Source organism: Yersinia hibernica, from assembly GCF_004124235.1.
GTDB classification, from domain to species: domain Bacteria; phylum Pseudomonadota; class Gammaproteobacteria; order Enterobacterales; family Enterobacteriaceae; genus Yersinia; species Yersinia hibernica.
This window is the reverse complement of sequence record NZ_CP032487.1, coordinates 1,511,144-1,537,102: the sequence shown is the minus strand read 5'-3', so window position 1 is coordinate 1,537,102 and position 25,959 is coordinate 1,511,144. Positions and strand designations below refer to the sequence as shown.

The following is a 25,959-nucleotide window of genomic DNA, read 5'->3' as shown; positions in this document are numbered from 1 at the left end:
ATTTTACTCGCCGCCAGCAGCTGCAGGTGTAGATGCCAGAATGCCATCAACGCGAATTTCACCCACTTCACCGGCCACTACATCATCAACCCAGCGGACAAAATCTAATTCAACTCCGGTACCGCCTGCGGTTAACCGGCCCTGATTCACCCCTACGGCTGTAATGACTGTTACGGTTTCGCCTGCGCTGGCACCATCGACACACAAGGCAAACATCGGCCCACGACGCAGTAACGACGCCACATGATCGACCTCATAACCCACTTCATAATCTGGGGGATTAGTGGGCACGCTATTGCTGAATACCGCCATCGAACGCACGGTAAAACCGATAATCTGTGCGGCGGTAGTGGTCTGCGTGACAGGTGCACAAGAACGCGCGCCCACCCCACGGATCACTGCCCGACCAAAGGACACCATTTTGGTTTCCACTCGACGTGAGACCACTTCACAGACATCCGTGGTTGAAATTTGGCCCTCGTAAGCCTTACCGCGCCATTTGGTGAATTCACTCTGAGCAATCGCCATTATTTATTCTCCGCTTGTTTGCCATAACGTTTGTCCAGCCAGCTTTGGCGCACACTGTCACGAGTCGTCTGTGCATCGCCGGTTTTGACTTTCTTCATATCGCGGCCCAAATTGATGATGGAGTCATTAATCTCATTTTTATCATCAGGATCATCGTCATCCTCGTTTTCGCGCCGCTCTTCTTCGGCGTCGAAATAAGCTGCCAGGTAAGCATCCGGCGCTTTATCCCATGAGGGGTATTTGCGGCATTTGATCCCGGCACTGTCCAGCGCGGCTCGTTTGATTTTCAGCGGGTCTACCGCATCACAGCTAAATTCTGCACCGGCAATTTTGATAGCAGAGTCACGCGCTGCCACCACATCGGCCAGCCGCTTCGAAATCGCATCCTCAGACGATTTTTCTTTTAATGCCTCGATTTCCTCATCTTTGGCATCGGCTTTGGCTTCGGCCTCCTCTTTTTTCTGTTCAGCTTCATCCTTGGCGGCTTCGGCTTTTTCCTGCCCTTCCTCTGCGTCGCTAACACGTTTTTTTAGCGCATCCATCGATGATTGGATCAGCTGCTGGGTCGCTTCGTCAGCCACCTCTACGCGCACGCCGGAATCCAGAACAACTTTATACATGGGGGTTACTCCCTTGGGTTTACGGTCAAATAACCGCGCCAGGTGTCCGGCTCTGGCCTGATCACACAGTGCGATATGGTTGATGGTGATGGTGCATTGAATAAATTCGTAGGCAGTACCGCAGGGCGCGATACCGGGGGCATAACGGTATTCAGAGGTGTAACCGGCGGATAATTCCTCTTTATTTTGGTTGATGGCATCAATGGCGTACTGATCTTTAATCAGCAGATCGACCACCACATAATCAGGGTCATCGCTATCCTGTCGCCCTGGCGAAATAGCATGGCCTGCGGTGACTTGCTTAAAGGTTTGGGCATTCACCAAATCATCAGGGTGATCAATGGTGACGTCTTTATTGTCATAACTGGCCAGACTAACTGGATCAAATACCTCCGCCGGTGGCCGGTACACATTGACGATTTGACCGGGTGGCCTGTCTTTTAATCCCAATTCAGAGGCGAGATATTGCTGCACACCGACGCGCGCAACCCGCCCGGGGACTTTTAAATAGCCCTCAGGGGTCATTTCTCGTTGGGAATTAATCGGAAAGGACACGCGGTCACGAACGGTGAACCGCATAATATATCCTGTTAGTAATCAAGCCCCTTGATTTGGGGAATAGCATGGCAGCGGCAGCCAATATGGGCTCTGCCGGGGAATAATCCGCTTTCACCGTGATAAGCCGCACCCTGCGACCAAAGATAAATACCCGCGCCATAACCCACATTGCTGCGGGAAATTTCAAAGCATTTGATTTTGGCCCGTGGGTATTTACCGGCGGGATTACCGGACACACGTACATCTTGCGAGGTAGACCAGCGGAAACGGTTAATTCCCGCGCCGACCTGCCGAGTGTGAGTAATATCACTGCGGATTTTGGCAGTTTGGTCACGGGAAATAAGATGCGCACGCTGATAGCTGGCACCAGTCACTTGCTGGAGATTTTTGACCATGGTGCTGAGCGAGTCACCGCGCATGATGCTGTCCATCACTTCCCGCTGAATATCATCGAAATAATCAGCCGACAGTGACTTAATCAGAGCGACATTACTTTCGACCGAGGCATCGAAATAATCCACTAATGACTCATTAACCATTAGTGAGGTCATATCAATACCGATAGCGCGATTAATTTGCTCAACAAATGCCGCAGAACTTTCAGACTCTGCGCGGCTCACCACTCGTTGGGCTAATCGGTCAGCCTGACGGCCCATCACCGAGCTATTGAATTTGTCAGCGGCCTGCCTGATTGACTGTTTGATGATATCGACCAGATAGCTGTCAGCGGTGTAATTACGGCGCAGAACCGGTGTTAATACTTCATCTACCGACTGGGCCATCAACCGAACCATTTCACGTAACTGAGCACGATAATAACGTTCGGTTTCGTCCGTCGGTTTAACTGGCCTGAGTTGTGCCCTCCGGCGCGTCGGCTGGGTTTTTATCATCGCCTGCAGTGTTGCCAAGCCGGAATTGATAATCACCTTGTCGCTCGGCTGACTCATCATCTTCAAGTCGGGTGATGTCATTTTCTTGAATACCATAAACCCCTTGCTCCATCAGCTTACGGGCCACTTGCGACGGCAACACTACTTTTTGCTGGAGGCGAATATCATCAGCCTGTGCATCAGCCAGTCGTTGGGCAGATATCTCGCTATCGGTCGGTTGCGACAGTGGCGCAAAGGTAAAATCCAAACCATTTGGCATGGTGCCAAGGGTCGAGCGTACCAATACCTCATCCAATTTTTTCAAAAACGGCCGGTATTTCGCTTCCTGATCCCCTTTGATGGTGCTGAAATAATTGTTCTGGTCTCCTTGACCGGAATCCCCCATACCTTTGGCCTGTACGCCGAATATGCGCGTCATTGGTATACCAGATGCGCCCGCCGTCCACTCCATCAGCACCGCCAACACCTCACCCAAGCCACCGAAAGAGATTTGTTTGCGATCAAGGGTTTCTTTGGAATCCAGCAATGCCAGCCGAAATAGCGATTTCATCATGCCAAAAGTGTTGTAGCGTTTGGCTATGGCTTCATCCATATCGCCAGATGCTAAGTCAGTGGCTAAATTTTCTTTGCTGATGATGTCGATATTGGCTTCCAGAATTAGCGAAGAAATCCCCCCTTTGGCGGCGACGGCATCTTTCACATCCTCAAGACAGCGCCTCAAGCGGCTATCATCCCATCCACCGTTAATCATGCGTAAGCGCATCGGCAAGGCCGCACCCGGTGCGCGCACAAAATGGCTGAAATGGATTTTCTGCTGGCCGCCGTTTACCAGGTAGTAATCCGGCTGCATAAAGTTTTCGGCTAGCGGGTTAGAAACGTTGTATTGCTGCCCATTGATCAACATGCGATCCAACACCAACAAACGCTTAAGTGAGCCTTTTTTAATATTCTTTAATTCCAATTCATGAGACAGGTCTTGGTCGGTCAGCATCAATACCCCCGCCCCGCCATACAATCCGGCCCATTTAAAGGACTCTTGGGTGACCCCCTGAATATTGAACTGGTTTTCAGCATTGCGTAGTGCGGTAGCATCATCTGACGGAAATGAGCGCCATTCGCGGGTGGCGTCATCAACCGGAATATCAATAATCGAACGGGCGATCCAGTTTTCGGTATAAGCGGCCTCTAGCTCAGCAAAATCTTGCATCGCGCCATACATGAAGCGGCTATACATACGCCGGTCACGGTCGGTACCCATGCCAGTCATCACATTCGACAAACCATCAGCAGTCAGGCGAATGCGGGGTTTACCGCCAAAATCCAGTTTTTCACTCATCGTTAAACCCACTTGTCATAACTGATGCTGCCACCAGCAATTAATTCGATCTCTATCGAATCCATGATTGTATCGAGGATGTCGTCGTTTTTATGGCTGTCATCCGCTGAGAAATCAGCGCATTCCGTCAGTGCAGGCAGCACCCAATCCGTCGAGGCAGCCACCGCGCCATCCCAGTAATACACCTGCGGGATTTTTTGACCGTCGTCAGTCATCAGTGCCGGAAGATAGACACAACCGGTTTTCATCTGCGGAATGGTATTCAGGCAACGGATCAGCTTATTTTGGCCTGAGCCGCGCGGGATGGTCAGAATGGGAATACTTTTACGTTTTACCAGCGTGGTAATCAGACCTTGCCCGGCTTGCTTATCCTCAATCCCCATATGGCGTAATGGCGCGGGGCGTTTCGGATTATACGGCCGCCATTTCTCCCATAAGTCTTGCGCGGTGGTCAGTAAGTCCTCCGGATCCCAGCGGCCACGCACACTGTCAATAATGTAGAGATTGCCATCAACCCCCATCCCCACCAGGGTAAAGACGGTGTAATCGTTGTAATCTTCAATTTTGCCGGAGTTGGTATCGACATAAACGGCGCGGTGAGTCAGCGGGGGTAAGTGGGTGTAGCGTTTAAACCAGTCGGTATCAATTAACCCGCCAGTCAATGCCCGTGGGCGCTGCATATATTGCGACATGAAAGTGTATTCGTCGCTTTCCCACAACCGCAGCAAATCACCGACATATTCGTTTACCGGCCAGTAAGACCAATAACGCACCCCGCCGACCACCACACTTTCACTATTTTTTACCGAGAACCAGCATTGCGAGCGCCACGGCTCCGGCAACGCATCAATGTATTCTTCACTGACCAGCGCCGGAATGGTGATGTGGTGAAAATCCACTCCCATCTTGCCGGACAGCATAAATCCGGTAGCGTCATCGGTATGAAGTCGCTGCTGGATAGAAACAAACGGGGTTGGATGCTCTTTGCTCTTATCACCGCGCCGTGAGCGGATGGTGTTCACTAAGATACGGTTCGCACTGGCCCGTTTGGTGGCCGAAAACATATCTTCGGGTTTGTTGTAATCATCCAACCCAACAAAACCGGAAAAATCAGGGCCGGGGAAACCCGCACGACCACCGGTTAATTGCCCACCGCTGGAGCGTGAAACCGTCTGCCCCACCATCCGGCCCCGACTATTAACGATTTCCCACTCTTCCGCCTGATTAATACCAAAGCGACAAGGCCACAGTGATTGATACTCAAGACTGGCAATAATATCGCGGGTGCGGCGGCTATTGCGTTTTACCAATGTGTCAGCAAACGACACATTGAGATTACGAAAGCGCCGTAACTGACCAGTCTGCACCAACATATTGATATAGGCCGGCAGATGAACTGAAATAAACTCGGTTTTAGTGCCACCTGGCGGCACGTTCACAATCAGGTTGCGCGGTTGCAGTCGGTTATTGACCAAATCATCCAGCTTTGCGGCCATCATTTTATGATGCCAGTTCACCAGTAACCGGTCACTTTGCAGCAGCTCAAACCAAATGCGGGTAAAATTGAGAAATGATTTTTCCGATCGGGATTTCAGGGCGACACGCGACGGGAAATCCAGATTTTCCCATTCGAGAATATCGCTCATAGCACAGTCCTACTTTTGAATATTTGATGAGGTGCTTCTATCTGACCTAACTGCGGATTTTATTCAAAAGTTCACCAGTGACAGGTATTTCGCTGTATATTGATATCTATTTTTTAATATCCATGTTCAATTTAGGTCTACTAAAACTTAGATTTTATTTACTTCATTAAAATGGAGCATTAGTTCATGCCTACAACACACAAAAACTTGATTGCAGAAAATGTTACATCTTACCTAGAAAAAATCTTTAGCCTCACAAAAGAATCCGAAGTGCGATGTTATCGAGGCCAATCTGATGCAAAGTGGAAACTAAAGCCATCCGTAATGCGTGATATGAAACCTGATGCTGAAAACAAAATATTTAGTGAGTTAATGCTTGAAGCTCCAAATGAATTCGGTACTGATAAATCTATGTTCGACAAACTGGTAAGGGCGCAGCACTATGCTCTTCCTACTCGTTTACTTGATGTTTCACTTAACCCACTTGTAGGTTTGTATTTTGCTTGTAACGAAAAAGAATTTCACGACAAAGACGCGGTAGTACAAGTATTTGATTTTTCCAGCATACGTGTTAAGTATGCTGATAGTGATACAATCAGCTTAATTTGTAACTTAGCTCGACTTTCAGATAAAGAGCGTGAAGAAATAACACAAAAGTACAAAAACACAGAAAAATGGAATGTTACAACAAAGGACTCTTTTCGAAGTATTCCTGCAATGATGAGATTGACACAATTTGTCCGAGTTGAAAAACCATATTTTCTAGATGGTGCTGAACCAAGAGATCTTTTTAAATATTTCTTCGTTTATCCTGCAAAAAATAATCGTCGAGTAATTGCTCAATCAGGGGCTTTTATCACTTCAGGACTTTTAATGTATACCGCCCCTGATCAATCAGCCGGATTCACAATAGAAAAAATCACAATTCCCGCTTCCGCAAAGGCACTGATTATCAAACAACTGGACACACTCAATATTAACTCTAGAACAATGTTTCCTGAGGTTGAATTTGCATCAAGATATATTAAAGAGAACTGGAAAAAAATCAAAGTCACTTCAAAAAAATAACACACTCACACAAAATATATTATTTTAATTTGAAACATGCTTAAAATTAAAAGTGTCACTTTTGACACTTTTAATACATAGCATTTAACTACTTTATCAATAAGATGCTGCTCTAGCTTCTCTAACATTTTGTTCTGCTGGTGTCTGATTTTCTTGCTTCCGTTCGGTGTTCAAATACATAGTATCTGTTGCACCCTTCTCCATATTCCAAGCGCAGGCTTTATCATCGTCCAATTTTCGGAATTTAAGTTCTTTGGAAGCAATTGATAATTTAGACACGTTAATACGCCGTTCATCTGGGAAAGGGCTATGTTCCGACATTTTATGTGCCCAGCCTGCATCTTTTAGAACAGCATCGCGGCCCAATGCTTCGCCAAACGCTTCAGTAGTTTGTTGGGCGCAACTACTTAGAGCCAATAGGCGTGATCTTCTAACTGCATTGACTATGCATCCCTTCTAGTTTTTAGCACTTAGTCCAACCCCGGCAATTTACCCTCCAACATCTGCTGGGCTTTCGAATAATCTTCTGGCGTGTAATTCACCTGGTTAATGGCACCACCATCAGGCCCGCTGATTTCAGTTTTATTTTTCAGCATACCCAAATGCTGCCCGACCATTTTTAGTGCGTCATCCTGATTACGGGTAATGACTTCTAAGCCAAACTTGCCTTGCTTAACACCAGCATAAAGGCGGCGTGCCGAAATCGATAAATCCCGCGAATCATGAAAATGCGCCCTGCCTTGCCCCTCACCATTACAACGTGGGCAATCTGGATTAGGATCGAGCGTACTGTCAAAACCGTAACCGCCATCATCCAGTGGCGCAGGTTTACCGTTATTGGTTCTTTTCTCTGACTCTTCCTGATATTCCTGCTCGTTAATCCACTGGTATTTATTTTCAATCCCCCAGCAGTGACGGCAACATAAACGGCGAAACTCCGATATTTCGTTGGCGTTGGCCGTAGCAATATCCCACCACCAATTTAAAACAGCATCCTGCGTGATATGCGTCCGTTTCTCTCTGGCTTCCATTGCATCGCGTATGGCTCTGTTTACCGATACATGGCGATACAACCGACGGGCAGCAGCAGCACCGGTTAATCCCTCGCATTTATATCCGGCCCGTTTATAAGCCGCCGTCTTATCCAAATCAATTAAATACTCACTGACGAATTTTGCCTGCATATCGTTAAGCCCGTATCTACTGGAGATAGAGCGGCTTTCTTCAATTTGATTTTCAATTTCAGGCAATTCGATATTTTCAATTTTCGAAATTGATTTTTTATCTTTGGTTCGCAGGTTCGCACCGGAATGATGCGAACCTGTTTTGCGAACCTTTTCGGGCTTAGGCCAAGTATCAGCTTTAGCCCTCTTCCGTACTGCGGTATCACTTACACCGTACTTTTCAGCTAATGCGCGAATTGAAAGTTGTCCGGCACAGTATTCGCGCTTTATCGCCTCCCAATCCGGCTTTTTCATTTTTTACTCACATTTGGGTTTTAAATGCTCCAGCAAGAAAATCATGGCTCGCGTGTCGCCTTTCTTGGCTTTGATAAACAGAGAATTGGATATATCCGCTATCCCTTTGGCTTTTCCCCGGCGAACAGCCAGCCGGTAAAGTGAGATTGCTGATTTATCTCTTCTTAAATTATCAATGTCGATTTCCAGTGTGTCGGCTATCTGCTGTTCGGTTAATCCACGCCCTGCCAATGCCTCCACCTTATCTAGCGTCGGCTTATCCATCGTCATGCCCTCTTGGGATAGGGTTTATGACGTGAAATCAGGATTTTTTTCATTTTCTTGTCAAGTGGCATCAGGTATTTATGCTTTCCTGACGTTTTGAACTCTTGGGCGTTGGGATCTAAATGTTGGCGGATTGATTCAAGGTTTTGCTTTACCCCCTTGGCAGAAACACTGCGCGGGTGGGTTTTCTTACCCTTGATGATGAATGCACCCACCGTTCCGACCCCAAATAACCCTTCATATATCCAATTGGTGGCCTGATAAATCCCGCCATGATGATTTTGGTCTTTATCTGCATAGGAGACGATTAGCCGCAGACCAGGGCAAACATCAGCAAGAAATTTAATCGCTTTCGCCAATATCTGACTAACTGGGGATATATGCTGACGTAATGCTACGCGGGTCAGTTCGCAAACTTGATCCTGCTGCAAACTGTAAGGCTGCCCAATATGGTTATTAGCGCCGCGGCTAAAAATAACGACGCCAATAAATTTCCCATCTTCCCACGCACCCACTTTTACTAATTTTCCGACCGGAACCGCTTTAGCATAATGCCAGTTAAGGCAGGCAAAGCTGGCCGCCTGATGAGTCGCCCAATCCACCGTGAGTGTTGTCATAAAACACCCCCGCAGTGTGGGCAGAGTTTGGCGTCTAGGTGATCGAGCTTTCCCTGATCATCTTCGTTACCAGGCAGAAAATCGACATTCAACATTTGATCGATTTCATCAGACGAAAATCCGGTTAGACCAAGGTCAAAATTTTCTGCCAATAAATCACTTAATTCCAAAGTTAAGAGATCCTGATCCCATCCGGCATTCAGCGGCAATTTATTGTCAGCAAGGCGATAGGCTTTTTTCTCAGACTCCGTTAACCCAGATAATGTGATGGTAGGAACTTGTTCAATACCCAACTGTTCCGCTGCCAATAAACGACCATGACCCGCAATTACCTCACCCCGTTCATCAATAAGGATCGGGTTTGTCCAACCGAACTGTTTAATACTCGCTGCAACTTCATCTACCTGCTCTGCTGAGTGGGTTCTGGCATTTTTTGCGTAAACAATCAACGAATTGGGCAATTTGTAGACTATTTCCAATTTATTCTGATTTTTTACTATGGTCATTTTGCATGTTCCAACTATTATGACCCTGCTCTCGAGAGCAAGTGGGCCTTGGTTCGTACTCATGACCGATCCTGTGGGTATGAATGGCCGTTAGTAGCTCCAACTACCAGCGGTCGCCCACCTTCCTAAATAAAAAAACCACCAGCAACCATGCTCAGGGTGAGCGGAAGGTGTTACTGATGGCTTTGCTTGCGCATTACATAACAGCCTCGTAAAGCTGCTATGTGATGACATTTATATATAAACAAGTTATGGCAAACACTGAATCGCTTTGCTCATGTCATTGTTATTAACATTACACTGCAAAGATTAAACTCCATTAATCAACATTCATAATTAATATATCTTTTATTGAAAGGAATACATCATCTCTTGATTTTGATCTTTTTATATAATTTAGATGTGTTTCGTAAAAAGGTAGAAATTTCTTTTGAATTTCAATTTTCAAATCACCTTCATTAATTAATGCGAAACATTCATAAACATGATCAAAAGCCAATTCAAAATTGATGAATTTTTCATCATGAATTACATATCCTTCAAACTGAAGTGGCATATTTTTAAGGGTATTTCTATATCTTATAACTGCTGTTTTATATGATTTTACTAGACTATATATTTCCTGATTTTTCCATGCATTTAATGCTCTCATAGCCATCAAAGCAGCAAATAAAGTAGCTGCAGCAGCGCCCCAAGTTCCAACCGTACCAGCCAAGGCTATCCATTCACTAGTTGTCATGATTTCCCCATAAAAATACCATAATGTATGTTAGTTCAGACTTACACCATCCCAACAGCTAATTACCCATCATTTTATGCATATTAATGAATTAATCACTTAAATTTTTTTATTAACTTTACTTGTAGATTCGTCCAACTAGCCATAATGTTTTTTTATAATTACATTTCCTTTCCACTCGATTACTTCATCAAGCCGCGCTTTACAGATCCGCAGCTCGCGTTTCAAAGCCAATGCATACAGACCACTATCGCCCCAAGTAGTCCCGACGAACTCCGGCACTTCGCATTCAGTTAATGCTGATTCTGGCGGTAACAATACGGGGCAACTAGCTGGCGGACGTGAAGCCGCTTTATTCGCGCATGATGTTAATGCTAGCGTCAGGCATGCGCTGAATAGCACACTTATCATCTGACGACGCCACCAGAAACCGCTTGAGCCGATCTTCACTTTCATTACGTAACTTCCTCTCGTTTTCGAGTTGTCTGATTGTCGCAGCTCTATTTGCAGAATCATTCACCTGATATGCATCAATAATGTTTCCCAGAACCGTGTTTGTGTTTTTCTCGGCTACCAGCTCCGCTTCCGTTTTTTCGACCTTATTTGAGAGACGGTAACTGTTAAATAATAGAGCTGACACAATAACCACCAGCACAACAATGACTAATCCAATGGCCTTATTCATCCAGCCCCCAGCATGTAAGCTCGCTTTCTTGAGCGCGGCGTTCTATCTGCCCGTAACAGTTATTTGAGCGAATATTGCAATCCTTACCGCCGTCATATACCCAGCGTTTGATTTCAGCACATGCGCCTCTACGGTCGCCAGCATTGAGTTTTCGATAGAACGTAGAAGTGAAACATTTACTCGGGCCAATGTTATAGGGGCAAAACGAAGCGATACCGGCAATCTGTGGTTCAGTCAGCGGTACCCGGATATTTTTCTTTACCCAGCTGATGGCCTTGTCAGCCTCCAGCTGATTAACCGCAGCACACTTATCCGCTGACAGCTTCATCCCTTTCACTACCGGTTTGTCATCAACCATTGTGGCACCACGGCAAACAGTCCAAATCCCCTTTCCATCTGGATAAGATGAAAGCCGATTACCCTCTTTCTCATCCAATAACTGATCCAGAATTATTGTGGCCGGTGCTGCAACCATAACCAGAGCCAGAACAGCCGCGCTTAATTTGCTTTTTGTCGAGGCCATCACTCACCATCCGGTTTATAACCATGCCGCCTATCCCAAATTTTCACGCCTGCATTGAGCAAAAATGTCAGGGCCATAAAAAACAAAGACCCAAGTACGCCGATAACCGTCCACTCATCAGGTGTGAATCCAGCTATCAGCTCTTTAACCCAAAAAATGAAGCTACCACCTGACACGGTATAGGAGACCGCTGTTGTTATATTGCTCATTTTCATAGTCTCCCCTCCCTGATGTGTTGGGTTGGGTTGGGTTGGGTTGGGTTGGGTTGGGTTGGGTTGGGTGTGAAGCGAAAAGAAAACACGCCACAATCAAATGATAATCATAGTTATTGCAGATTATTTGGGCGCAAAAACGACAAAACCCCGCTAAAAGCGAGGTTTTTTTGATTGTGTAAGCTACGTGACTAAGTAACCACTCTTATCACAGTACAATCATTTTTGCGTACGCGTTAATATTTTATTACTCTCTGTAATATTCAGCCGTTTGCAAACAATGGATAGTATAAAAAATGAGCAAAATATCTATCAAACACGTCATTGTTCATGAGTTAATCAAGGAAGCGCAAAAAGAATTCGATCACTCAAAGCGTTATAATCTTCGAGATACTGAATTAGACAAATCCAATATAATTGTTCAACAACTAGTCGATGGAGTTGTTGAACTGTATGGTTCGCGTGGTAACTTAGCACATCATGGAGTCTTTAAGACCGAACCTACTGAAAGAGGACCAGTTCCAGATCTTTTTAATGCCTACTACTCTGTCACACCATCCAGCACAGTAGATTTCATTAATCTGTCAAAACAGATCATGAAACAGATGTACCATGAGGCTAAATCCCAAATTTGGTCCTCTGGTGGTTATGTTGTTTTTACTGATTATATATATCTAAATCTTAGGTATCTTTTAGTCACCATGATTAAGAAAAAAAATGGTGTGACTATTAGTGAAAATCTTAATCCTGAAGAAATGATGCATCTAGAGCTGAACTACATAAATCAAGCAGCGAGAATTAATTTTCATCTTTATTATGAACACTTTAATGCTGATGAAGTTAAGCGCAATGAATTAAACTATTTAAGTTTTATAAGTAAAACGAATGGGCAATCTGCATCTGCATATTTTATAGCTGCACTTGGTTGTGACAAAGGAATAGCTTCTGCTGGAGCAACAAGAAAGCTTCCCAATGAAGTAAGGAGGTTTTTCAAGAAACATGCAGAATTGCTTCCCCATGCTGATGAATTCAGAAATAAAATAATAAAATATCTAGAAAAACAATTCGACTCCGAATCCCCTGCAAGTTTACCAGATGTAGAAGCTATTGCCTTTGAACAAATGTCAATTCTGGATGATGATAAAAGAGATGAACTATTGAAAGATATGATGCATTATCTCAATAGCGAAGGTGTTGGCATACCAACAGATTTTATTGTAAACAGGGCTTCTCTAGATAAACTTAGAAAGGTAATATATAAGACTCCACTATATAGTTTCAATTTTGACAAAGAGCTCCTAGGAGATAATGCAGATGCAAAAATATATTATAATGATGAAACGGGAAACCTTAGTTTTAATAATCTCCCTGAAGAGGCAAAAACAAAAATAAGGTCAGCTCTGAAAGAAAGAAAAAAAATAATCAGTAACAATGAGAAAGACAGTGAATAATTTAAGCAGTGTAGTTGAATTATATAGACTAGCCAACTTTCCGGAATTTGACGGGGAAGTTTTTTCTGCATCTATAAAATATACTCCAGAGCTACAGGTTTTAGTTAAGTCCATTCATTGTACTAATTTTTCTTACGGAAGCTTTACAGAATTAGAAATTGATGGGGAGACAATTAACGATATTGAAGATATTCCTGATAATGGGGAATTATTAAATTTTGATTTTTTAGTTAGCCAGTCCAGTGCTGAACGTTTTTACCCATCAATGAAAGATTTCATAAAAATAAATAGTTTAATGCGGGGAGAAGTTCCAGAACAGTATTACATTGTAGATTTGAACTATTTTTCAAAAGACCCCAACAAGCCACAATCAGTAAAAAAAATTGAGGCTATATGTGGGCTAATTATAGCTCTTTCAAAGTTATCACATTTTCATGATATGAAAAACAGTGGTCGCTCTAACTTTTATAGACTTGTATTTGTTCTCCACTCTGAGTCTAAGTCATCGTCGGCGATCATTGAAACATTATTGAGTGAGGAAATGTTGGGTTATAATGAGATAAATATAACACTAATCAATTCATTGATTAATATTAGTCCAGGTAATGATCTTCATTATGATGAAAAAATAAATACGTTTAGAAATACGCTCATAGAATATATCAACTCATCTGAAACCAATTTCAAAGGAATTGTTAAAAACTGGGAGTTAATCAGTAACTTATATAGTAATAATCTCGCTGTATATATGTCAGCATTTTCGTTTCAAAAAGCCAGAAAAGAAATTGCTGAAACGGAGATCGAATATGCTGATAAAATATCCAAAATCACTGCGGAAATCGCTAATAAGGCTTTAGCTATTCCTATTTCTTTGGTAGGTTCAATTGCTATTTATCAGTTTAGTGGGAAAATAGAGACATTTATTACTTTCTCTGGATTGATTTTAACAAGCATTATAATCTCTCTTGTTCTTATTTCACAGAAGAAGCAATTAGATAGAATTTCTCACGCAAAAGATATTGTTTTTTTATCAATTGAAAATAAAATACAAGATGAAAAATCAGATCTTAAAATAAGATTAATCGAAGCTAAATCAGAATTAATTAAAAATGTGGTTTTTTGCAGGCGAGTTTTGGACTTTTTAATATCAATAGCTTGGGTGCCCGTTTGTATAGGCACCATCGGAGTTATAGTTAAATTATTTTAGTCCATTCAATATCATTGCTAAAACCCCATAGATGAAACCAATCGCCGTTTGCATCTCTTTCCTGATTGTCCCATCTGAGCACTTGCGCCTTTTAGCTATCATTCGCAGCGAAACACCGTATACATAGTGCAAAATCACCAGTTCATACTCTTCTGGTTTATACTTTTTCAATCGTGCCACACAGCGATCAATCATAATGCCGTCATCATCACAGCACTGTGGCCGTGATTTATTGGTATAGGGGAGCAGTCCCTTAAAGCCTGCTGCAATAGGTTGCCAATCTACCTGGCTATTATCATTGGCGGCCCATGCTCCCCAAAGCTCCAATAGATATTGAATATCCAGCATTGGTTTTTCCTGCTCTGACGGCAGGCTTTGCGGTGCGGCTCTCATAACTTCCCTTCCTTTCGTAAAATATACTGGGTGCGCATAACGCCCTCGGCGTGATACAGACGGGCAGTGTCACTATCAATTAAGCGGGTGCGCCGGTCACACTCGTCGTGACATGCACCGCATCCCCAAGCCCCCTGCTCATCAGGTGGTTTAATGGCGGTGCCACAGGTACCCGCCAATCGGTAATGAGCCAGAACCACAGTTTCGGAATTGCCATTGCATATGCCGGGGATTCTTATTTGACACTCACGGCCCCTTGCCTCTTTGCGTAAATTAGCCATAAATCCCCCTACGCATAACTTAACAACTGGCTGGCAGCATTTTCTGCAGCTGCTGGTGTACTAAAGGTTTTGTTTAAAATGAATTGCCAGAGAACATCAAGAGTGGCTTTGTAGAGTTCGGAGAATTCGGTATCGTCCATCGAGGCAAAAGAGATCGATTTAGGCTCTTTAAATTGCGAGCCATCCGGCATTTGAATAATGGCGTAATAACCAGCTTGAATGGTTGTCCAGCGGCGAAAAGCATCAAAGGATTTAAGCAGGGTTACACGGTCGGCCCGCTGTTCTGCCAGGGTATCGAGGTACTGACGGGCTAATTCTTCCAGCGTATCGCTATGACCGGCATATTCTGCCAAATAGTTTACATAACCACGCACCAGCTTCTTTTCTTCAGGCGATATGGTGCCACCGGAGGGTGTCCAGTAATCAAAACCCAGATTCAGTAAGGAAAAATATTTGCGGTGAAACTTCGGGTTTCGAACCTGCTTAAAATCAGCGGTGAGAATAGCCCCCAGCTTGACTTTGTAATGCAGAAAATCCCTAACATCGGGCGTGGCCGGTGTCAGTGTCTCATTGCCAGATTTGATAAATGAAAGTTGTGCCATCTTGCCCCCAAGGGTGATGACACAACAACAACTTAGGTTGTCAGTTGTTCAGGCTGACTTGGTTATTATACCGTTAAATATCAGGGATTGTAATGATATACCCCGCTCTTTCTGCCATCTCGATAAAGGCTGGCAGCGTTGCTATAAACTGATCCGGTCTTAATTGTGCAATACTTATTATCTTACCCTTTTCACAATGAATTACAGTTCGGCCATCCGTTGGTAAATGTTGAATCAAGTTTTCTATAGTAATCATTAAGCTAACACCTTTATGATCTCAATAACCCCATACAGGGGACCTGGTTCAACCGATTTCATGTGAATGTCAGTTAAGTAAAGTTTCATATTCTAAATAGCGGATATAACCACATAAAAAGTATGAATATCAGCAATTTCTTGTTGATTATGCCGCCATCCTCCAGATACACAGCTCTGGCATATTGGCCCTTACCAATGCCTCGGCAAAGGGTGGCGGCACCGCGTTACCACATCTTGCCACCTGTTCAGATTTGGGCCAGAGGGTGCCATCAATATCCCGGTCAATAATGTAATCTGGCGGGAACCCGCTGGCGTTGTAGAGTTCACGGGCAATCAACATGCGCATGCAAATATCTACGATGATGTATTCGCCCATCGATAGATATTGTGGTCGTGGTGCAGGGAATAAATGCCAGTCGTCCGGTAAATCGCTGAAATGATCCACCAGTCGCGCACAGTTCCAGGCGTTATAGCGTTGCTCGTCGGTCAGAGGTTCAACATCAAAATTGTTTTCCACCAAACCAAAGCGCTCTTTGGTCGTCACCGCGTGTATTGGTTCTGAGAGATCTACTGAGCCACCGGTACCGTAATACTTGGTCAGAAAGGCGTTTATTATCCCGACATGATTACCGCCGGCGGTTAAGGTCGGTACCGGTTCATTGATCGGTTTACCATCGCGGCATGTGCCGCGCAATTGCACCAGGTGAGATGTACAAAGCGCGTGGTGATCAACCGTGGTGATGGTGTGCAATGGCTGGTTAATATTGATGCCTGCACCGGTATAATTGCCGCCATAATGCTTGGCAAGATGAGCGCAGGTTAACTGGCTTTTACCGCCCCCACCCGCCGTCACGGTACCCAACGGCATATTGATATCATTTGCCGTACTGTTACCGAACTGACGCACAACTACCGGCGCAGCGACAGCAAAACCGTGAGTTCTGGTGATGGTCTGTAACGGATCACGTAATGACTGCCCACGGAAGCAATCATATTTGGTTTTGGTGCTGGTGTGGTTGCACTTCACCGCATACGGCTCCAGCAATAAATGCTCGGCCTTGCTGGTGATGGTGGTTAGCGGTTGGTCTATTGGATACTGCAGACGATCGCCACCGAAACCGGTTTGGCCCAATCGCACAATAAACGGATCAGGGTTATCGATAACAAAGCGTTGCAGCCCTTTGACGATGCGCCGCAAGGTATTATCAGCCAAATCTTTCTTGCGACCGAAAATAGAGCGTGTTGGCTGGCTCCAATCGATACACTCCGCCGCCGTTCGCCAAGGTTGCAACATGCCAGAAAGCACATCTGCAGAGTTTGGTGCGCCGTGGCTTGGCTCTGGCCATACAACCGGCTCACCGTCACAACGCCCAACCACAAACAACCGCTTTCTGATAGTGGGGGTTCCGTAATCACAGGCTTTAAGCTCCCGATGATCCACGTTATAACCTAAACCTGAAGTTAGCCTCTCTGCCTCGGAGCCATTGATATCTATCTTCAAAAACTTACACACTTCGGCCAGCGCTGGATGATTCGCATCAATACCGGTACCCAGCATGCCAATAAATGCCTTGAACGTTTCACCTTTACGCGCGGGATCAGGACGGTGATTGCCTTCGCTATCCGTCAATAATGGCCCCCAGCCGCGAAACTCTTCGACGTTCTCCAACATCAGAAAGCGTGGACGTACTGCCAGCGCCCAGCGCAACACCACCCAGGCTAAACCACGAATTTCTTTCTTAACTGGCGTGCCGCCCTTGGCTTTGGAGAAGTGACGGCAATCAGGACTGAACCAACCCAGCAATACCGGCAAACCGCCCGTTGAGATGAGCGGGTCAACACTGAAAATATCCTCAGGGTAATGCAACGTACGTGGGTGATTGATGGCATGCATCGCCATCGCCACAGGGTTATGGTTCATCGCGATGTGTGGCTCATAGCCTAATGCTTGCTTGATGCCCTCACAGCTGCCACCGCCACCAGCGAACCCCACAACCACCAGACCATCCTGTAAATCAGGCCGCGCTACCGTGATTTCTTTACGCCGCGCCCATGCATGGGCTGTCTGTTGGATATGCTGCGGATTATCTCGATTTAAAAACATCTGATTCATTTGGAGCAAAAGCTGTTGCTGGTGGTCGGGACTCAAAGCATGTACCGGTATAACCGATGAGGCACATTGATTTACTTCCGTAGGCCAGATCATTGAGCCCCCCCACCTTTTGTTTTGGCCCTGAGTATCGAATCCGCATAAAAACGCTCACTGACACTGTGCAAGGTAAATTCCGCTACCGGTTTTTCATGACGAGTAATGTCAACATGTGGCGATTTCATCAAGCCAATCATACGCATCTGCAACATGCGCAGCGTAATGCCGTGATCCGGATAGGATTTATCAAGCGCGGCAAGAATGCCGGTATAGGTCAATGTTTTGCCCAACATCACCGCCACCAGCTCACTGGCTTTTAGCCGCAGTGCTGATGATGTGTTAGATTTTTTGGCCGCTTTAAGCTTCTCTGATTTCGTTGCTTTCGATGTAGGAATTACCACTTTTTTCGGCTTGACCGGTGGCGTGTAAGGCGCTCGGCATCTGGCGCGAGCCGCCATTCCCCAGGCATCAATGATGCAGGATGAATGATCACATTTGTCGTCAATCACTGGCCGATTATCATTGATAAAATTATTACAGTTATTAATTTCCATTGGTCATACCTCGCTTATTTAACGTATCGGTTTCCTGCGGCTAGTTGCTGTGCCGGGGTTAATCCTGATGGTCGGTCAGGTGTTTTCAATTGGCGGCGAATTGGGGGAATTGGTACACCACTGGCGGCACGTTTTTCCCACTTGGCTAACTCGATACCTGCCTGTGTTTCTAGTCCGGTATCAGTGAGCCTTTTTTCGATTCCAAGGCGCTTAAGGTCTACGCAAATCTGATATAAAACCGGGTGGCGCCAGTTGAATTCCTCAGCACAACTGTATTTATAAAATTCATTCCGGTAGCGCTTAAGCTCGGCGAGAACATCCACCACAGTTAAACCCAAATGACCACCACCATGCTCCGCCACAAGAGAAACAAACTCGGCAAAATCTGGCGGCCAAGAGTTACCAGATTCACAGCGTTTCATGCATGCGGTGCAAACCCGCTGGAGTTGGTCACTGGTCATTGCCCCAATCTGGCACTCCCACAGGTCCGATGGTCGATTGCCATTCTTCGCAGTCCAGCGGTTCCCGTAGATTTTGATCATGAGATCCCATAGGCGCCATGCCGGTGACTCCTTGCTGTTGCTGTTCCCAACTGAGATATTGCTCAGAGTACGGCCTTGGGTCGCTCTGGTTGAATCTGAATTCCACATGGTTTTCTCCTGTGCTCACTTGCCATTCATCGTCAAAATGTTTTGACGGTCCAAAAAATGTTTTAGCCTGTTTGATAAATTCCGTGCCAGCCTTGCCCGTCGCCTTGACGAACGCTGCATAGCGTTTCACCCCCTCCAACATCGCATCAACCGTTACGCCGTCCCGTAGTCGGGCATTCCAAGCCTTGAGAGCACCGTACTTGTCAGGGCTTCCCGGTCTGCGTGGGTATTCCAGCCAAGCTGCTTCGAATTCTGGCGGGTACTCATGCCGCTTGTTTTTGCTCCCAGCCTGTTGGGGTTCTGGTTCGGGATTCGAAGGCGGATAATCCTCGTTCGGTCCTGTGGCGTTTTTTTCGCCATGGGACAATAGGGGTTTATCTTTTAGATCTTTCTCTTCCTCTAACTCTTCCTCTGGTAACGCTTTTTTATCCGGTGGTGTAACGCTGCCAGCGTTACTATTAGCGTTACTTTTTGGCTTGGAATCTCTGAATTCTGTAACGCGCCTACTTGTAACCGCCCGTTTTTTAGAACCTTTTCCGTTATGGCGGTCAAAGTGAGGGAAGTACATTTTCCCGCCGTCATGTTTTAACCATCCAACTGTTATCAGTGCATCAGCAAAGCCAGACATAAAAGTGATACGGTCAATGCCAATTCTTGTAACGCTGACGGCGTTACCATCTGCGTTACCGTCGATAGTCTGTTGGTCAGCCCAGACCCAAACACGAATTAATTTCCCAAGCACTGTATCTGGGTCGATATTCAGGATTTCAGCCAGTTGGAATATCTCCGGTTTGTCTGGAGTAATAACTTCGACTTTTATCCAACTTGATGCCATACATACCCCGATTCAGTGCTTTTCTGTAACGCTATTAACGTTACATTTGGCGTTACTAATATTAAAAAGAGCATTGAAAGCTCTACGCTGGCCTTGCATAGCCTCACGGGCAAATTGCCGTAAAACCACCCGCGCCATGTTTGAAGTGATTGGCATATTCCCGTAGCGGTAACCATTTCGGTATGTCAGCTTTTTAGACATGCGGTTATCTCCACGGCTTTTTAGCTTTGGCCGCTTTCTGTGCTGGCTTATCCCGCATCCGCTTATAGGGTTTGGCATATGTCTTAGCCCAAACTAACGCGCTGGAAAATGTGGAATTAGGCGTGTCGGTATAATGCTTGCCGCCTTGAATAGCAGCAGATCTGGCGACTGTCTCGCTAAAACCGACACGTTGCAGTTCATCTCGTAATTGTTGCTCGACTTGTTCTCTGGAAAATTTAGCCATTGGTCATACCTCGTTATGCAATCAACTGCTGTGTCACCGGAATAAGTGCATGTATCGCCTCAGTTGCTTTAATTAATTTCTGTGACATATCAGAGCAGCCCAACAACACCGCGCTCATCGCCAGCGAGAAATCGCGCAATGCTTGTGCCGCCAAATAATTCACTGAATTGGGGTTTTCCAATCTGGCGCGTCGCTCTCCTGGCAATGCCTGAAGAATGGCTGGAGTAAGTTCGGCAATTTTTTCTCTGGCCTTGTCAGTGTCACTATCAACCCAGCGGAACAAGCGCTGTTTGTTGTTGTATGTAGCGTGTTCATCCTCAATGGGCGTGAGTGGAAGCTCATCACCACCGAGATCGAAATAAGCCTGTGCCACTTCTGCCGCGACAATTTCTTGTTTGGTTTCTGCTGCCCAACTCCGCAATTCTGCGCAGATGGCATCATGTTTTAATTTCACAGCGACCTCCTTATGAAAGCTGATTTTTAAAAATCAGCGTTTACTGTGCTGGTGTTATAGGCTTGTCATAATCAATAGGGTCGTAATGCAATTCGCCATTAGAGGCTTTCTCTAATCGAACGGCCCTTTTCTCTGGGACTAAATCACCCCAAGCAGAAACTGATGGCGGCTTAACCCCCGCAGCTTTTGCCAGAGCACTCTTGGTTCCGAAATATTGAATGGCATCTTTTTTTAACACGTCGCCTCTCCTGTTGTTAGATTTAGTTAACAAGTTATTTGTTCAGGAAATTTAAGTCAAGAGAATTTAGAATTACCTAACTATGAAAAATCCCGGTGAACGCATCAGAGAGCGGCGAAATGAGCTGCAACTAACCCAACGCAGCCTTGCAAAGGCGGTGAAAGTGTCCCATGTCACCATTTCACAATGGGAAAGCAACGACAGTTCACCTTCTGGCAAAAATCTATTTGCCCTGAGTACCGCATTACAGTGCTCACCAACGTGGATTTTATACGGGGATACAGATCAATCCCCCTCACCCGCAGTAAAGATCCCACCTGAACTTGATGAGAGAGAAGCTGAACTAATTCAATTGTTTGCGTCTCTTCCTGAATCAGAAAAAGAGCGGCACTTAACAGACCTTCGGCTTAAAGTTGATGAGTTAAACCGACTTTTTGAAGAGCTGTTACAAACCAGAAAAAAACTCGCCAAATAAATATTCATACTTTTCAAATTCTTACCGATAATTTCGCCCTTATTGTTAAGTTTATTTAAATTTACGATTGAATTTATTGTTAGTTTAAATTAACTTTAGCCCATCAACGGCACAACAGCCGCTTAGGTAAGCAAGTTCTGACAATCTGAAAGCAGATAAAAAGGGATAAGGCGATGGCATTAGATCACGGAATATTAAACCTACCCCTCACTAAACGTGGGAATAGCGATTTTCACAAAGAGCTTGATGCTCACCTGAAAAGTGAAAAACGTATTGCGGCAGATAAACGCTTCGTAGCCGCTTCAAACTTTAACGCTAACAAAGCTGCTGCACTTGAAGCCTTCAATCGTATCAGCGATACACTGTTAAAAGCAGAGGCGAAAAAACGTGGTGTAAGAGCAAGATCCCTGAAAAAAATTATTCGTGAAACATGTTCAGATAATCCAGTTAAGGCAATAAAGATTTTAGAATTGTTAACTGAATAGGAACAACATAGTTAATATAAAAGAGTTATTAGAAAAGATTCGTGAAATTATAGCGGGGTTAATAACGAGGCAATCATATGTTCATTTTCAATTTTTAATATTCAGGAAATTTATGGAGCAACTATTATTCGCTTTAGTTGTATCGGTATGCCCTGCTCATGAAATTTGTAGAGATATTGTCTATGAAGTTTATGACACCCAACAAGAATGTGAAAAAGTCATTTTCGAAAATAGGTTATTCAACGGCAACTGCTACCCAGTCGATGCCATTATTCATCAACAATAACGAGGTATGACCAATGAAATTTAAAGAAATTAAATTATCTATTAAACCACTTCATAATGACGTTGCTCAGTTATCCGCAGAAAATGAAGCAATCGGCTATGCCGTTAAAAATAAAGAGGCTAATTTACCGCTGGCTTCTATTGTTTTGCCTAGTGGTGAAACTTTAGGGGATTATCACTGTATGGGCTGTGCAATTAAAGCCGCCGCTCAGCATTATATTGGTATTGGCGAAGATGAAGTCATTGAGGCCAATTTCAGCTTCGGTAATAACAACGTCCGTAACTTATTATTAGCTGCTTTGTTATCAAGTGTTGTTGATGATTTAACCACTCAATCCAGACATTAATAATTGCAGCCAACACCAGTGAAACGGTCGTAAAACTCAGCTCATTAAAGTGGATATATCGACGCCGAAAACGTAACCGGCATTAAAACAGACGTAAAAAAGCCCACTCAAGGTGGGCAATCTTACCGGCTTAACGTCCCGGTGACGGCAGAGTCAGCGACCAAACCGACTCTAGCGAGGTATGACCAATGGCTTCCACCACTGGACGCCGAAATTATAGCGAGATCTCTATGCAAAAGACAACACTTAGAATCCTGGCTGATTCTATCGTCATCGCTAATGCTGCTAAATCCCCCGCATTAGTCGAAGTTGGAGCGAGTCCAGACGCAATAATGGGCACTGTTTCAGATCTAATAGAATCCGGCATTGTAGATGTACGTGATTTAATTTCTCTGGCTTTAGAAAAAATTAAAAAATGTGACGCTACGTCGTTAGATCATGTATTACCCACAGATGAATTAATAGCACTGACCGATTGTTATTATCAGATTAAAAATAATTAGCGAGGAATGACCAATGAGCTTATTTGTATGTGGGTTTCTACCCAAAAAATCAGCTATGGCAAATGGTGCTGTAGCCATGGCGATTACTGTTGATGCCAAAAATCAAAAAATGGCAACAATGAAATCCACCATGTTATTAGAAGGGGAATTCCCCGGATCAAGTAGTAATTTCTTTGCCCCTAAAGTTTGTGCTGATCGTGTGGGTTCCCCTCGACCTCCGGTACATGATGATGCTGAAGATAATGCCATATTCAGCACTGAATGGATGGAACATAATCAATGGAATGATGAAACTAAAGAATTTGAACCTATCGTCGTTGATAATACTGATGAAATTGACAATGTTAAAAACATCTTCGATTTACCAATTAACGTAAGAATTGCATATGTTTTATTATATGGCGTAGAGCCTGAAATTGTTGATAGCCATCTATTATCTAATGCATACGATTTAATTAATGATGATGAATCAGAGCCGTTATATCGTGCAGTTATTGATGGCTTGCCACGCTTACCACAAGTTAAGCACATGTACATCACTACATTGGCACAACTCATTGATGATGTTCAGGCCCACACTCCGGTATTTAAATCATGGCCGGACGTTAACAAGTTTGCTGAAAAGTGGATCAACTCCCGTCCGGATGAGCGGGAACACCCTGGCAGTCAAGCTAATGAACAAGCCAATTCATCGCCAACGCCAGCGGGTCATCGTGAACGCGATTATAAGCATGATTACGCCTCTCTCGATCTTGAAGTCGCCTGCGCCCTGTTCCCCAGTGATTATGATGTTTGGGAAGTGCCATCATCCATTTATCGTGGCGCTAAAGAAAAAGTAGAGAAAGGTGATGAGGCTTGGCGGCGCTGGTCAACAGCTTTACGGATTATCCCTGCCATTTTAGCGGTTTCCCGTGATGATCTGTTTGCAATGATCCGCAGTGCTGAATTAGATATTCATAAAGACCCAGCCAAGCTGAAAGCCTATATCAATCAGTGTTTACAGCTTGATGTAATAAAAGCCGATGATGTGAAAGTAGCAAACCTTGGCGATGGCAAATTCAGCGTTGATGGCTTGACCGGCGCAGCCAACGATTCAGCGGCGAATACCAGCACAATCGAAAAACCAAAAACTGATACAAAAGTACCAAAAGATGCAACAGAACAGCTAAATCATGCATCTGACACTGCCAATAGCGCCATTAATGATGAAACGGCGACCATTAACGCCGAGACCCATACCAATGAGCAGCTAGAGCCAGAATCACCGCCTCCTACCGCAGATGAGTTCCAACAACGGGCATCACAGATCGATCAGGATATCTCTAAGTTACCAAAAGAGTCTCAGGATAATTTAAGTATCTGGAAATCAGTACAGCGCACCGATCCCGCGCGTACCAAGCGCAAAGATACGACCAAAAATGGCAAAGTCATTCGCTCTGTGACCAGCATCAATCCTACCTATCAGACAATGAGAGCCACGGAAATCTTTGGCCCCTTTGGTAGCGGCTGGGGCGTGGATATTATCAGTGAGGAATTTATACCCGGCATCCCATTTATGGAGTCGATTCTGGATAGCAACAATCGAGAGATCGGGCGTAAACCCATGCGTGATGGGGATGGCACCATTCTACGGACCTCCAACCACACTATGCGGATTGAACTGTGGTACCAATACGCAGGAGGTCGGGGCCGCTTCCCTGCTTTTGGTCATACCAAACATATTTATCAGAGTACAAATGGTTTCATTTGTGACGATGAAGTCAGCAAAAAAAGCCTAACGGACGCCACGACCAAAGCATTAGCACAGCTTGGTTTCAGCGCTGATGTATTTATGGGGCTGTTTGATGATGCTGAATACACCGCCGACAATAATATTGAGTTTGGTATTAAAAATGCCAGCACTAAAGCTGATGATGTGGTTCGTCTGCGTAAAGAGTTAGACGACAAATTCAAAGCCAATACCGAGACGATGAAAACAGCAGTCACGGCGAATGAAGTGACAAAAATCAGCACCTCACTAACACGCACCATCGGGGTTCATCTCAAAAATGCCGAATCATCCCATGATGATGAACACGTCAAATATCTCACCGGCCGTCTAACCCGTTTGAATCAAATCAAAGATGAGTGCCTGGCAAAATTTGTCACTGAGGGAGAAAAAGCATGAGCACAAGCGCCATATCATTAGCCACTGATTACCGAAAATTGCAGGAAATGGCCGATAGCGGTGATGAACTCACCCCCGAAATGGTCGCTGACACTCTCTCTGGCATTGAGGGCATGCTGGAAGATAAGTTCGATGCCTTGATGGCACTGGTACGTAACACGCTGGGTCAGGCAGAAATATGTGCCAACGAAGCCAAACGGATGAGTGCACGCAAGAAAAGTTTTGATAATCAGGCTGAAATCTACCGTAAATATATATTGGAATGCATGATTCAGGCCGGTAAAGACTCGATCAAAACGGCGTCCAATACCTTCACTGCCCGAAAAGGGACAAAAAAACTCGTCATCACCGATGTGAATTTGTTGCCTGATGAATATGTCGACTCCGTTTCTCAGGTGCAAATTATCACCACCCCAAAAGCCGATGAAATCAAAGCTGCCTTAAATGAGGGCCTATTGATTGCCGGTGCCAAGTTTGAAACTGGCGAACGTTCGTTAGCCGTCCGCTAAC

Annotated in this window: 37 protein-coding genes; 10 read left to right on the top strand and 27 right to left on the bottom strand. The window is 44.9% G+C overall.

Annotation, left to right across the window (positions count from 1 at the left end):
• Window positions 1-3: 3 nt before the first annotated feature.
• The 5 genes from D5F51_RS07210 to terL are packed head-to-tail and all read right to left on the bottom strand — an operon-like array spanning window position 4 to window position 5,578.
• The gene (locus tag D5F51_RS07210) at window positions 4-528 is read right to left on the bottom strand and encodes a structural cement protein Gp24 (protein ID WP_025378623.1); all 525 of its coding nucleotides are present in this window, start codon (window positions 526-528) and stop codon (window positions 4-6) included.
• Window positions 528-1,727, bottom strand: a complete 1,200-nt coding sequence (locus D5F51_RS07205) for a DUF2213 domain-containing protein (RefSeq protein ID WP_129196001.1) — start codon at window positions 1,725-1,727, stop codon at window positions 528-530. Before D5F51_RS07205 ends, D5F51_RS07210 begins: the two co-directional genes overlap by 1 nt.
• A gap of 11 nt (window positions 1,728-1,738) precedes the next feature.
• Complete coding sequence (locus tag D5F51_RS07200) at window positions 1,739-2,596, bottom strand: phage minor head protein (RefSeq protein WP_245994896.1); 858 nt, start codon at window positions 2,594-2,596, stop codon at window positions 1,739-1,741.
• On the bottom strand, window positions 2,547-3,932 hold the full coding sequence (locus D5F51_RS07195) for a DUF1073 domain-containing protein (RefSeq protein ID WP_129196000.1): 1,386 nt from the start codon (window positions 3,930-3,932) through the stop codon (window positions 2,547-2,549). Before D5F51_RS07195 ends, D5F51_RS07200 begins: the two co-directional genes overlap by 50 nt.
• 2 nt (window positions 3,933-3,934) lie before the next feature.
• A complete protein-coding gene (gene terL / locus D5F51_RS07190; protein WP_129195999.1) occupies window positions 3,935-5,578 on the bottom strand; it encodes a phage terminase large subunit in 1,644 nt (547 codons plus the stop codon).
• A gap of 186 nt (window positions 5,579-5,764) precedes the next feature.
• Between terL and D5F51_RS07185 the strand changes: the two genes are divergently transcribed.
• Window positions 5,765-6,646 carry an FRG domain-containing protein gene (locus D5F51_RS07185; protein WP_050916802.1) on the top strand — a complete coding sequence of 294 codons (882 nt, stop codon included), beginning with the start codon at window positions 5,765-5,767 and terminating at the stop codon, window positions 6,644-6,646.
• A 96-nt stretch (window positions 6,647-6,742) separates the two neighbouring features.
• Here D5F51_RS07185 and D5F51_RS07180 read toward each other — a convergent pair whose 3' ends face one another.
• The 10 genes from D5F51_RS07180 to D5F51_RS07135 all read right to left on the bottom strand — a co-directional run bounded on the left by D5F51_RS07180 (window position 6,743) and on the right by D5F51_RS07135 (window position 11,673).
• On the bottom strand, window positions 6,743-7,063 hold the full coding sequence (locus D5F51_RS07180; protein ID WP_050916801.1) for a hypothetical protein: 321 nt from the start codon (window positions 7,061-7,063) through the stop codon (window positions 6,743-6,745).
• Between the two features lie 53 nt (window positions 7,064-7,116).
• Complete coding sequence (locus D5F51_RS07175) at window positions 7,117-8,124, bottom strand: terminase small subunit (protein WP_129195998.1); 1,008 nt, start codon at window positions 8,122-8,124, stop codon at window positions 7,117-7,119.
• A 3-nt stretch (window positions 8,125-8,127) separates the two neighbouring features.
• Window positions 8,128-8,388: a hypothetical protein gene (locus tag D5F51_RS07170; protein WP_050127482.1), complete on the bottom strand. Its 261-nt coding sequence runs from the start codon at window positions 8,386-8,388 to the stop codon at window positions 8,128-8,130.
• Window positions 8,389-8,390: 2 nt separating this feature from the next.
• On the bottom strand, window positions 8,391-9,005 hold the full coding sequence (locus D5F51_RS07165) for a Mom family adenine methylcarbamoylation protein (protein ID WP_050291230.1): 615 nt from the start codon (window positions 9,003-9,005) through the stop codon (window positions 8,391-8,393).
• Complete coding sequence (locus D5F51_RS07160; protein ID WP_129195997.1) at window positions 9,002-9,511, bottom strand: ParB/Srx family N-terminal domain-containing protein; 510 nt, start codon at window positions 9,509-9,511, stop codon at window positions 9,002-9,004. The genes D5F51_RS07165 and D5F51_RS07160 overlap by 4 nt, the downstream gene beginning before the upstream one ends.
• Window positions 9,512-9,830: 319 nt before the next feature.
• The gene (locus tag D5F51_RS07155; protein ID WP_050328218.1) at window positions 9,831-10,250 is read right to left on the bottom strand and encodes a hypothetical protein; all 420 of its coding nucleotides are present in this window, start codon (window positions 10,248-10,250) and stop codon (window positions 9,831-9,833) included.
• 138 nt (window positions 10,251-10,388) lie between these two features.
• Window positions 10,389-10,661, bottom strand: coding sequence for an Rz1-like lysis system protein LysC (lysC, locus tag D5F51_RS22970; protein ID WP_425471861.1), 273 nt, complete (start codon window positions 10,659-10,661; stop codon window positions 10,389-10,391).
• Window positions 10,603-10,935, bottom strand: a complete 333-nt coding sequence (locus D5F51_RS07145) for a DUF2570 domain-containing protein (protein WP_129195995.1) — start codon at window positions 10,933-10,935, stop codon at window positions 10,603-10,605. The genes lysC and D5F51_RS07145 overlap by 59 nt, the downstream gene beginning before the upstream one ends.
• On the bottom strand, window positions 10,928-11,458 hold the full coding sequence (locus tag D5F51_RS07140; protein ID WP_129195994.1) for a lysozyme: 531 nt from the start codon (window positions 11,456-11,458) through the stop codon (window positions 10,928-10,930). Before D5F51_RS07140 ends, D5F51_RS07145 begins: the two co-directional genes overlap by 8 nt.
• Window positions 11,458-11,673: a phage holin gene (locus tag D5F51_RS07135; RefSeq protein WP_019082932.1), complete on the bottom strand. Its 216-nt coding sequence runs from the start codon at window positions 11,671-11,673 to the stop codon at window positions 11,458-11,460. Before D5F51_RS07135 ends, D5F51_RS07140 begins: the two co-directional genes overlap by 1 nt.
• Before the next feature lie 293 nt (window positions 11,674-11,966).
• On the opposite strand from D5F51_RS07135, the gene D5F51_RS07130 reads away from it, so the two are divergent.
• Window positions 11,967-13,121 carry a nucleoid-associated protein gene (locus D5F51_RS07130; RefSeq protein ID WP_129195993.1) on the top strand — a complete coding sequence of 385 codons (1,155 nt, stop codon included), beginning with the start codon at window positions 11,967-11,969 and terminating at the stop codon, window positions 13,119-13,121.
• Window positions 13,114-14,328 carry a hypothetical protein gene (locus tag D5F51_RS07125; RefSeq protein ID WP_129195992.1) on the top strand — a complete coding sequence of 405 codons (1,215 nt, stop codon included), beginning with the start codon at window positions 13,114-13,116 and terminating at the stop codon, window positions 14,326-14,328. Before D5F51_RS07130 ends, D5F51_RS07125 begins: the two co-directional genes overlap by 8 nt.
• Here D5F51_RS07125 and D5F51_RS07120 read toward each other — a convergent pair.
• From D5F51_RS07120 to D5F51_RS07060, 12 genes are all read right to left on the bottom strand, one after another.
• Complete coding sequence (locus D5F51_RS07120) at window positions 14,320-14,676, bottom strand: antiterminator Q family protein (protein WP_129199244.1); 357 nt, start codon at window positions 14,674-14,676, stop codon at window positions 14,320-14,322. The two genes, D5F51_RS07125 and D5F51_RS07120, sit on opposite strands and share 9 nt — an antisense overlap.
• Before the next feature lie 41 nt (window positions 14,677-14,717).
• Window positions 14,718-15,002, bottom strand: a complete 285-nt coding sequence (locus tag D5F51_RS07115; protein ID WP_048615663.1) for a DUF1364 domain-containing protein — start codon at window positions 15,000-15,002, stop codon at window positions 14,718-14,720.
• A gap of 8 nt (window positions 15,003-15,010) precedes the next feature.
• The gene (locus tag D5F51_RS07110; protein WP_048615665.1) at window positions 15,011-15,604 is read right to left on the bottom strand and encodes a DUF1367 family protein; all 594 of its coding nucleotides are present in this window, start codon (window positions 15,602-15,604) and stop codon (window positions 15,011-15,013) included.
• Between the two features lie 73 nt (window positions 15,605-15,677).
• Entirely contained in the window at window positions 15,678-15,860 is a 183-nt protein-coding gene (locus D5F51_RS07100) for a hypothetical protein (protein WP_098057202.1), read from the bottom strand.
• A gap of 147 nt (window positions 15,861-16,007) precedes the next feature.
• A complete protein-coding gene (locus D5F51_RS07095) occupies window positions 16,008-18,068 on the bottom strand; it encodes a DNA cytosine methyltransferase (protein ID WP_129195991.1) in 2,061 nt (686 codons plus the stop codon).
• Entirely contained in the window at window positions 18,065-18,565 is a 501-nt protein-coding gene (locus tag D5F51_RS07090) for a hypothetical protein (protein ID WP_050127470.1), read from the bottom strand. The genes D5F51_RS07095 and D5F51_RS07090 overlap by 4 nt, the downstream gene beginning before the upstream one ends.
• A 14-nt stretch (window positions 18,566-18,579) precedes the next feature.
• On the bottom strand, window positions 18,580-18,987 hold the full coding sequence (locus D5F51_RS07085) for a replication protein P (protein WP_025378510.1): 408 nt from the start codon (window positions 18,985-18,987) through the stop codon (window positions 18,580-18,582).
• 28 nt (window positions 18,988-19,015) lie between these two features.
• Window positions 19,016-20,050: a hypothetical protein gene (locus tag D5F51_RS07080; RefSeq protein ID WP_129195990.1), complete on the bottom strand. Its 1,035-nt coding sequence runs from the start codon at window positions 20,048-20,050 to the stop codon at window positions 19,016-19,018.
• A 12-nt stretch (window positions 20,051-20,062) separates the two neighbouring features.
• On the bottom strand, window positions 20,063-20,251 hold the full coding sequence (locus tag D5F51_RS07075; RefSeq protein WP_129195989.1) for a hypothetical protein: 189 nt from the start codon (window positions 20,249-20,251) through the stop codon (window positions 20,063-20,065).
• A gap of 4 nt (window positions 20,252-20,255) precedes the next feature.
• On the bottom strand, window positions 20,256-20,495 hold the full coding sequence (locus tag D5F51_RS07070; RefSeq protein ID WP_129195988.1) for a cell envelope biogenesis protein OmpA: 240 nt from the start codon (window positions 20,493-20,495) through the stop codon (window positions 20,256-20,258).
• Window positions 20,496-20,508: 13 nt separating this feature from the next.
• On the bottom strand, window positions 20,509-20,949 hold the full coding sequence (locus tag D5F51_RS07065; RefSeq protein ID WP_129195987.1) for a toxin YdaT family protein: 441 nt from the start codon (window positions 20,947-20,949) through the stop codon (window positions 20,509-20,511).
• Between the two features lie 40 nt (window positions 20,950-20,989).
• Window positions 20,990-21,187 (bottom strand): Cro/CI family transcriptional regulator, encoded by a 198-nt coding sequence (locus tag D5F51_RS07060; RefSeq protein WP_057627725.1) that lies wholly within the window; start codon window positions 21,185-21,187, stop codon window positions 20,990-20,992.
• An 82-nt stretch (window positions 21,188-21,269) separates the two neighbouring features.
• Between D5F51_RS07060 and D5F51_RS07055 the strand changes: the two genes are divergently transcribed.
• The 7 genes from D5F51_RS07055 (at window position 21,270) to D5F51_RS07025 (ending at window position 25,958) form a co-directional block, all read left to right on the top strand.
• Window positions 21,270-21,662 (top strand): helix-turn-helix domain-containing protein, encoded by a 393-nt coding sequence (locus tag D5F51_RS07055; RefSeq protein ID WP_042546154.1) that lies wholly within the window; start codon window positions 21,270-21,272, stop codon window positions 21,660-21,662.
• Window positions 21,663-21,835: 173 nt separating this feature from the next.
• Window positions 21,836-22,147: a hypothetical protein gene (locus tag D5F51_RS07050; RefSeq protein WP_057627727.1), complete on the top strand. Its 312-nt coding sequence runs from the start codon at window positions 21,836-21,838 to the stop codon at window positions 22,145-22,147.
• 112 nt (window positions 22,148-22,259) lie between these two features.
• On the top strand, window positions 22,260-22,433 hold the full coding sequence (locus tag D5F51_RS07045) for a DUF1482 family protein (RefSeq protein ID WP_100273932.1): 174 nt from the start codon (window positions 22,260-22,262) through the stop codon (window positions 22,431-22,433).
• A 13-nt stretch (window positions 22,434-22,446) separates the two neighbouring features.
• Window positions 22,447-22,779 carry a hypothetical protein gene (locus D5F51_RS07040; protein ID WP_061111990.1) on the top strand — a complete coding sequence of 111 codons (333 nt, stop codon included), beginning with the start codon at window positions 22,447-22,449 and terminating at the stop codon, window positions 22,777-22,779.
• A gap of 188 nt (window positions 22,780-22,967) precedes the next feature.
• Window positions 22,968-23,282 (top strand): hypothetical protein, encoded by a 315-nt coding sequence (locus D5F51_RS07035; protein ID WP_042546155.1) that lies wholly within the window; start codon window positions 22,968-22,970, stop codon window positions 23,280-23,282.
• 13 nt (window positions 23,283-23,295) lie between these two features.
• On the top strand, window positions 23,296-25,449 hold the full coding sequence (locus tag D5F51_RS07030) for an exonuclease family protein (protein WP_129195986.1): 2,154 nt from the start codon (window positions 23,296-23,298) through the stop codon (window positions 25,447-25,449).
• On the top strand, window positions 25,446-25,958 hold the full coding sequence (locus tag D5F51_RS07025) for a siphovirus Gp157 family protein (RefSeq protein ID WP_025378520.1): 513 nt from the start codon (window positions 25,446-25,448) through the stop codon (window positions 25,956-25,958). The genes D5F51_RS07030 and D5F51_RS07025 overlap by 4 nt, the downstream gene beginning before the upstream one ends.
• Window position 25,959: the final 1 nt, after the last annotated feature.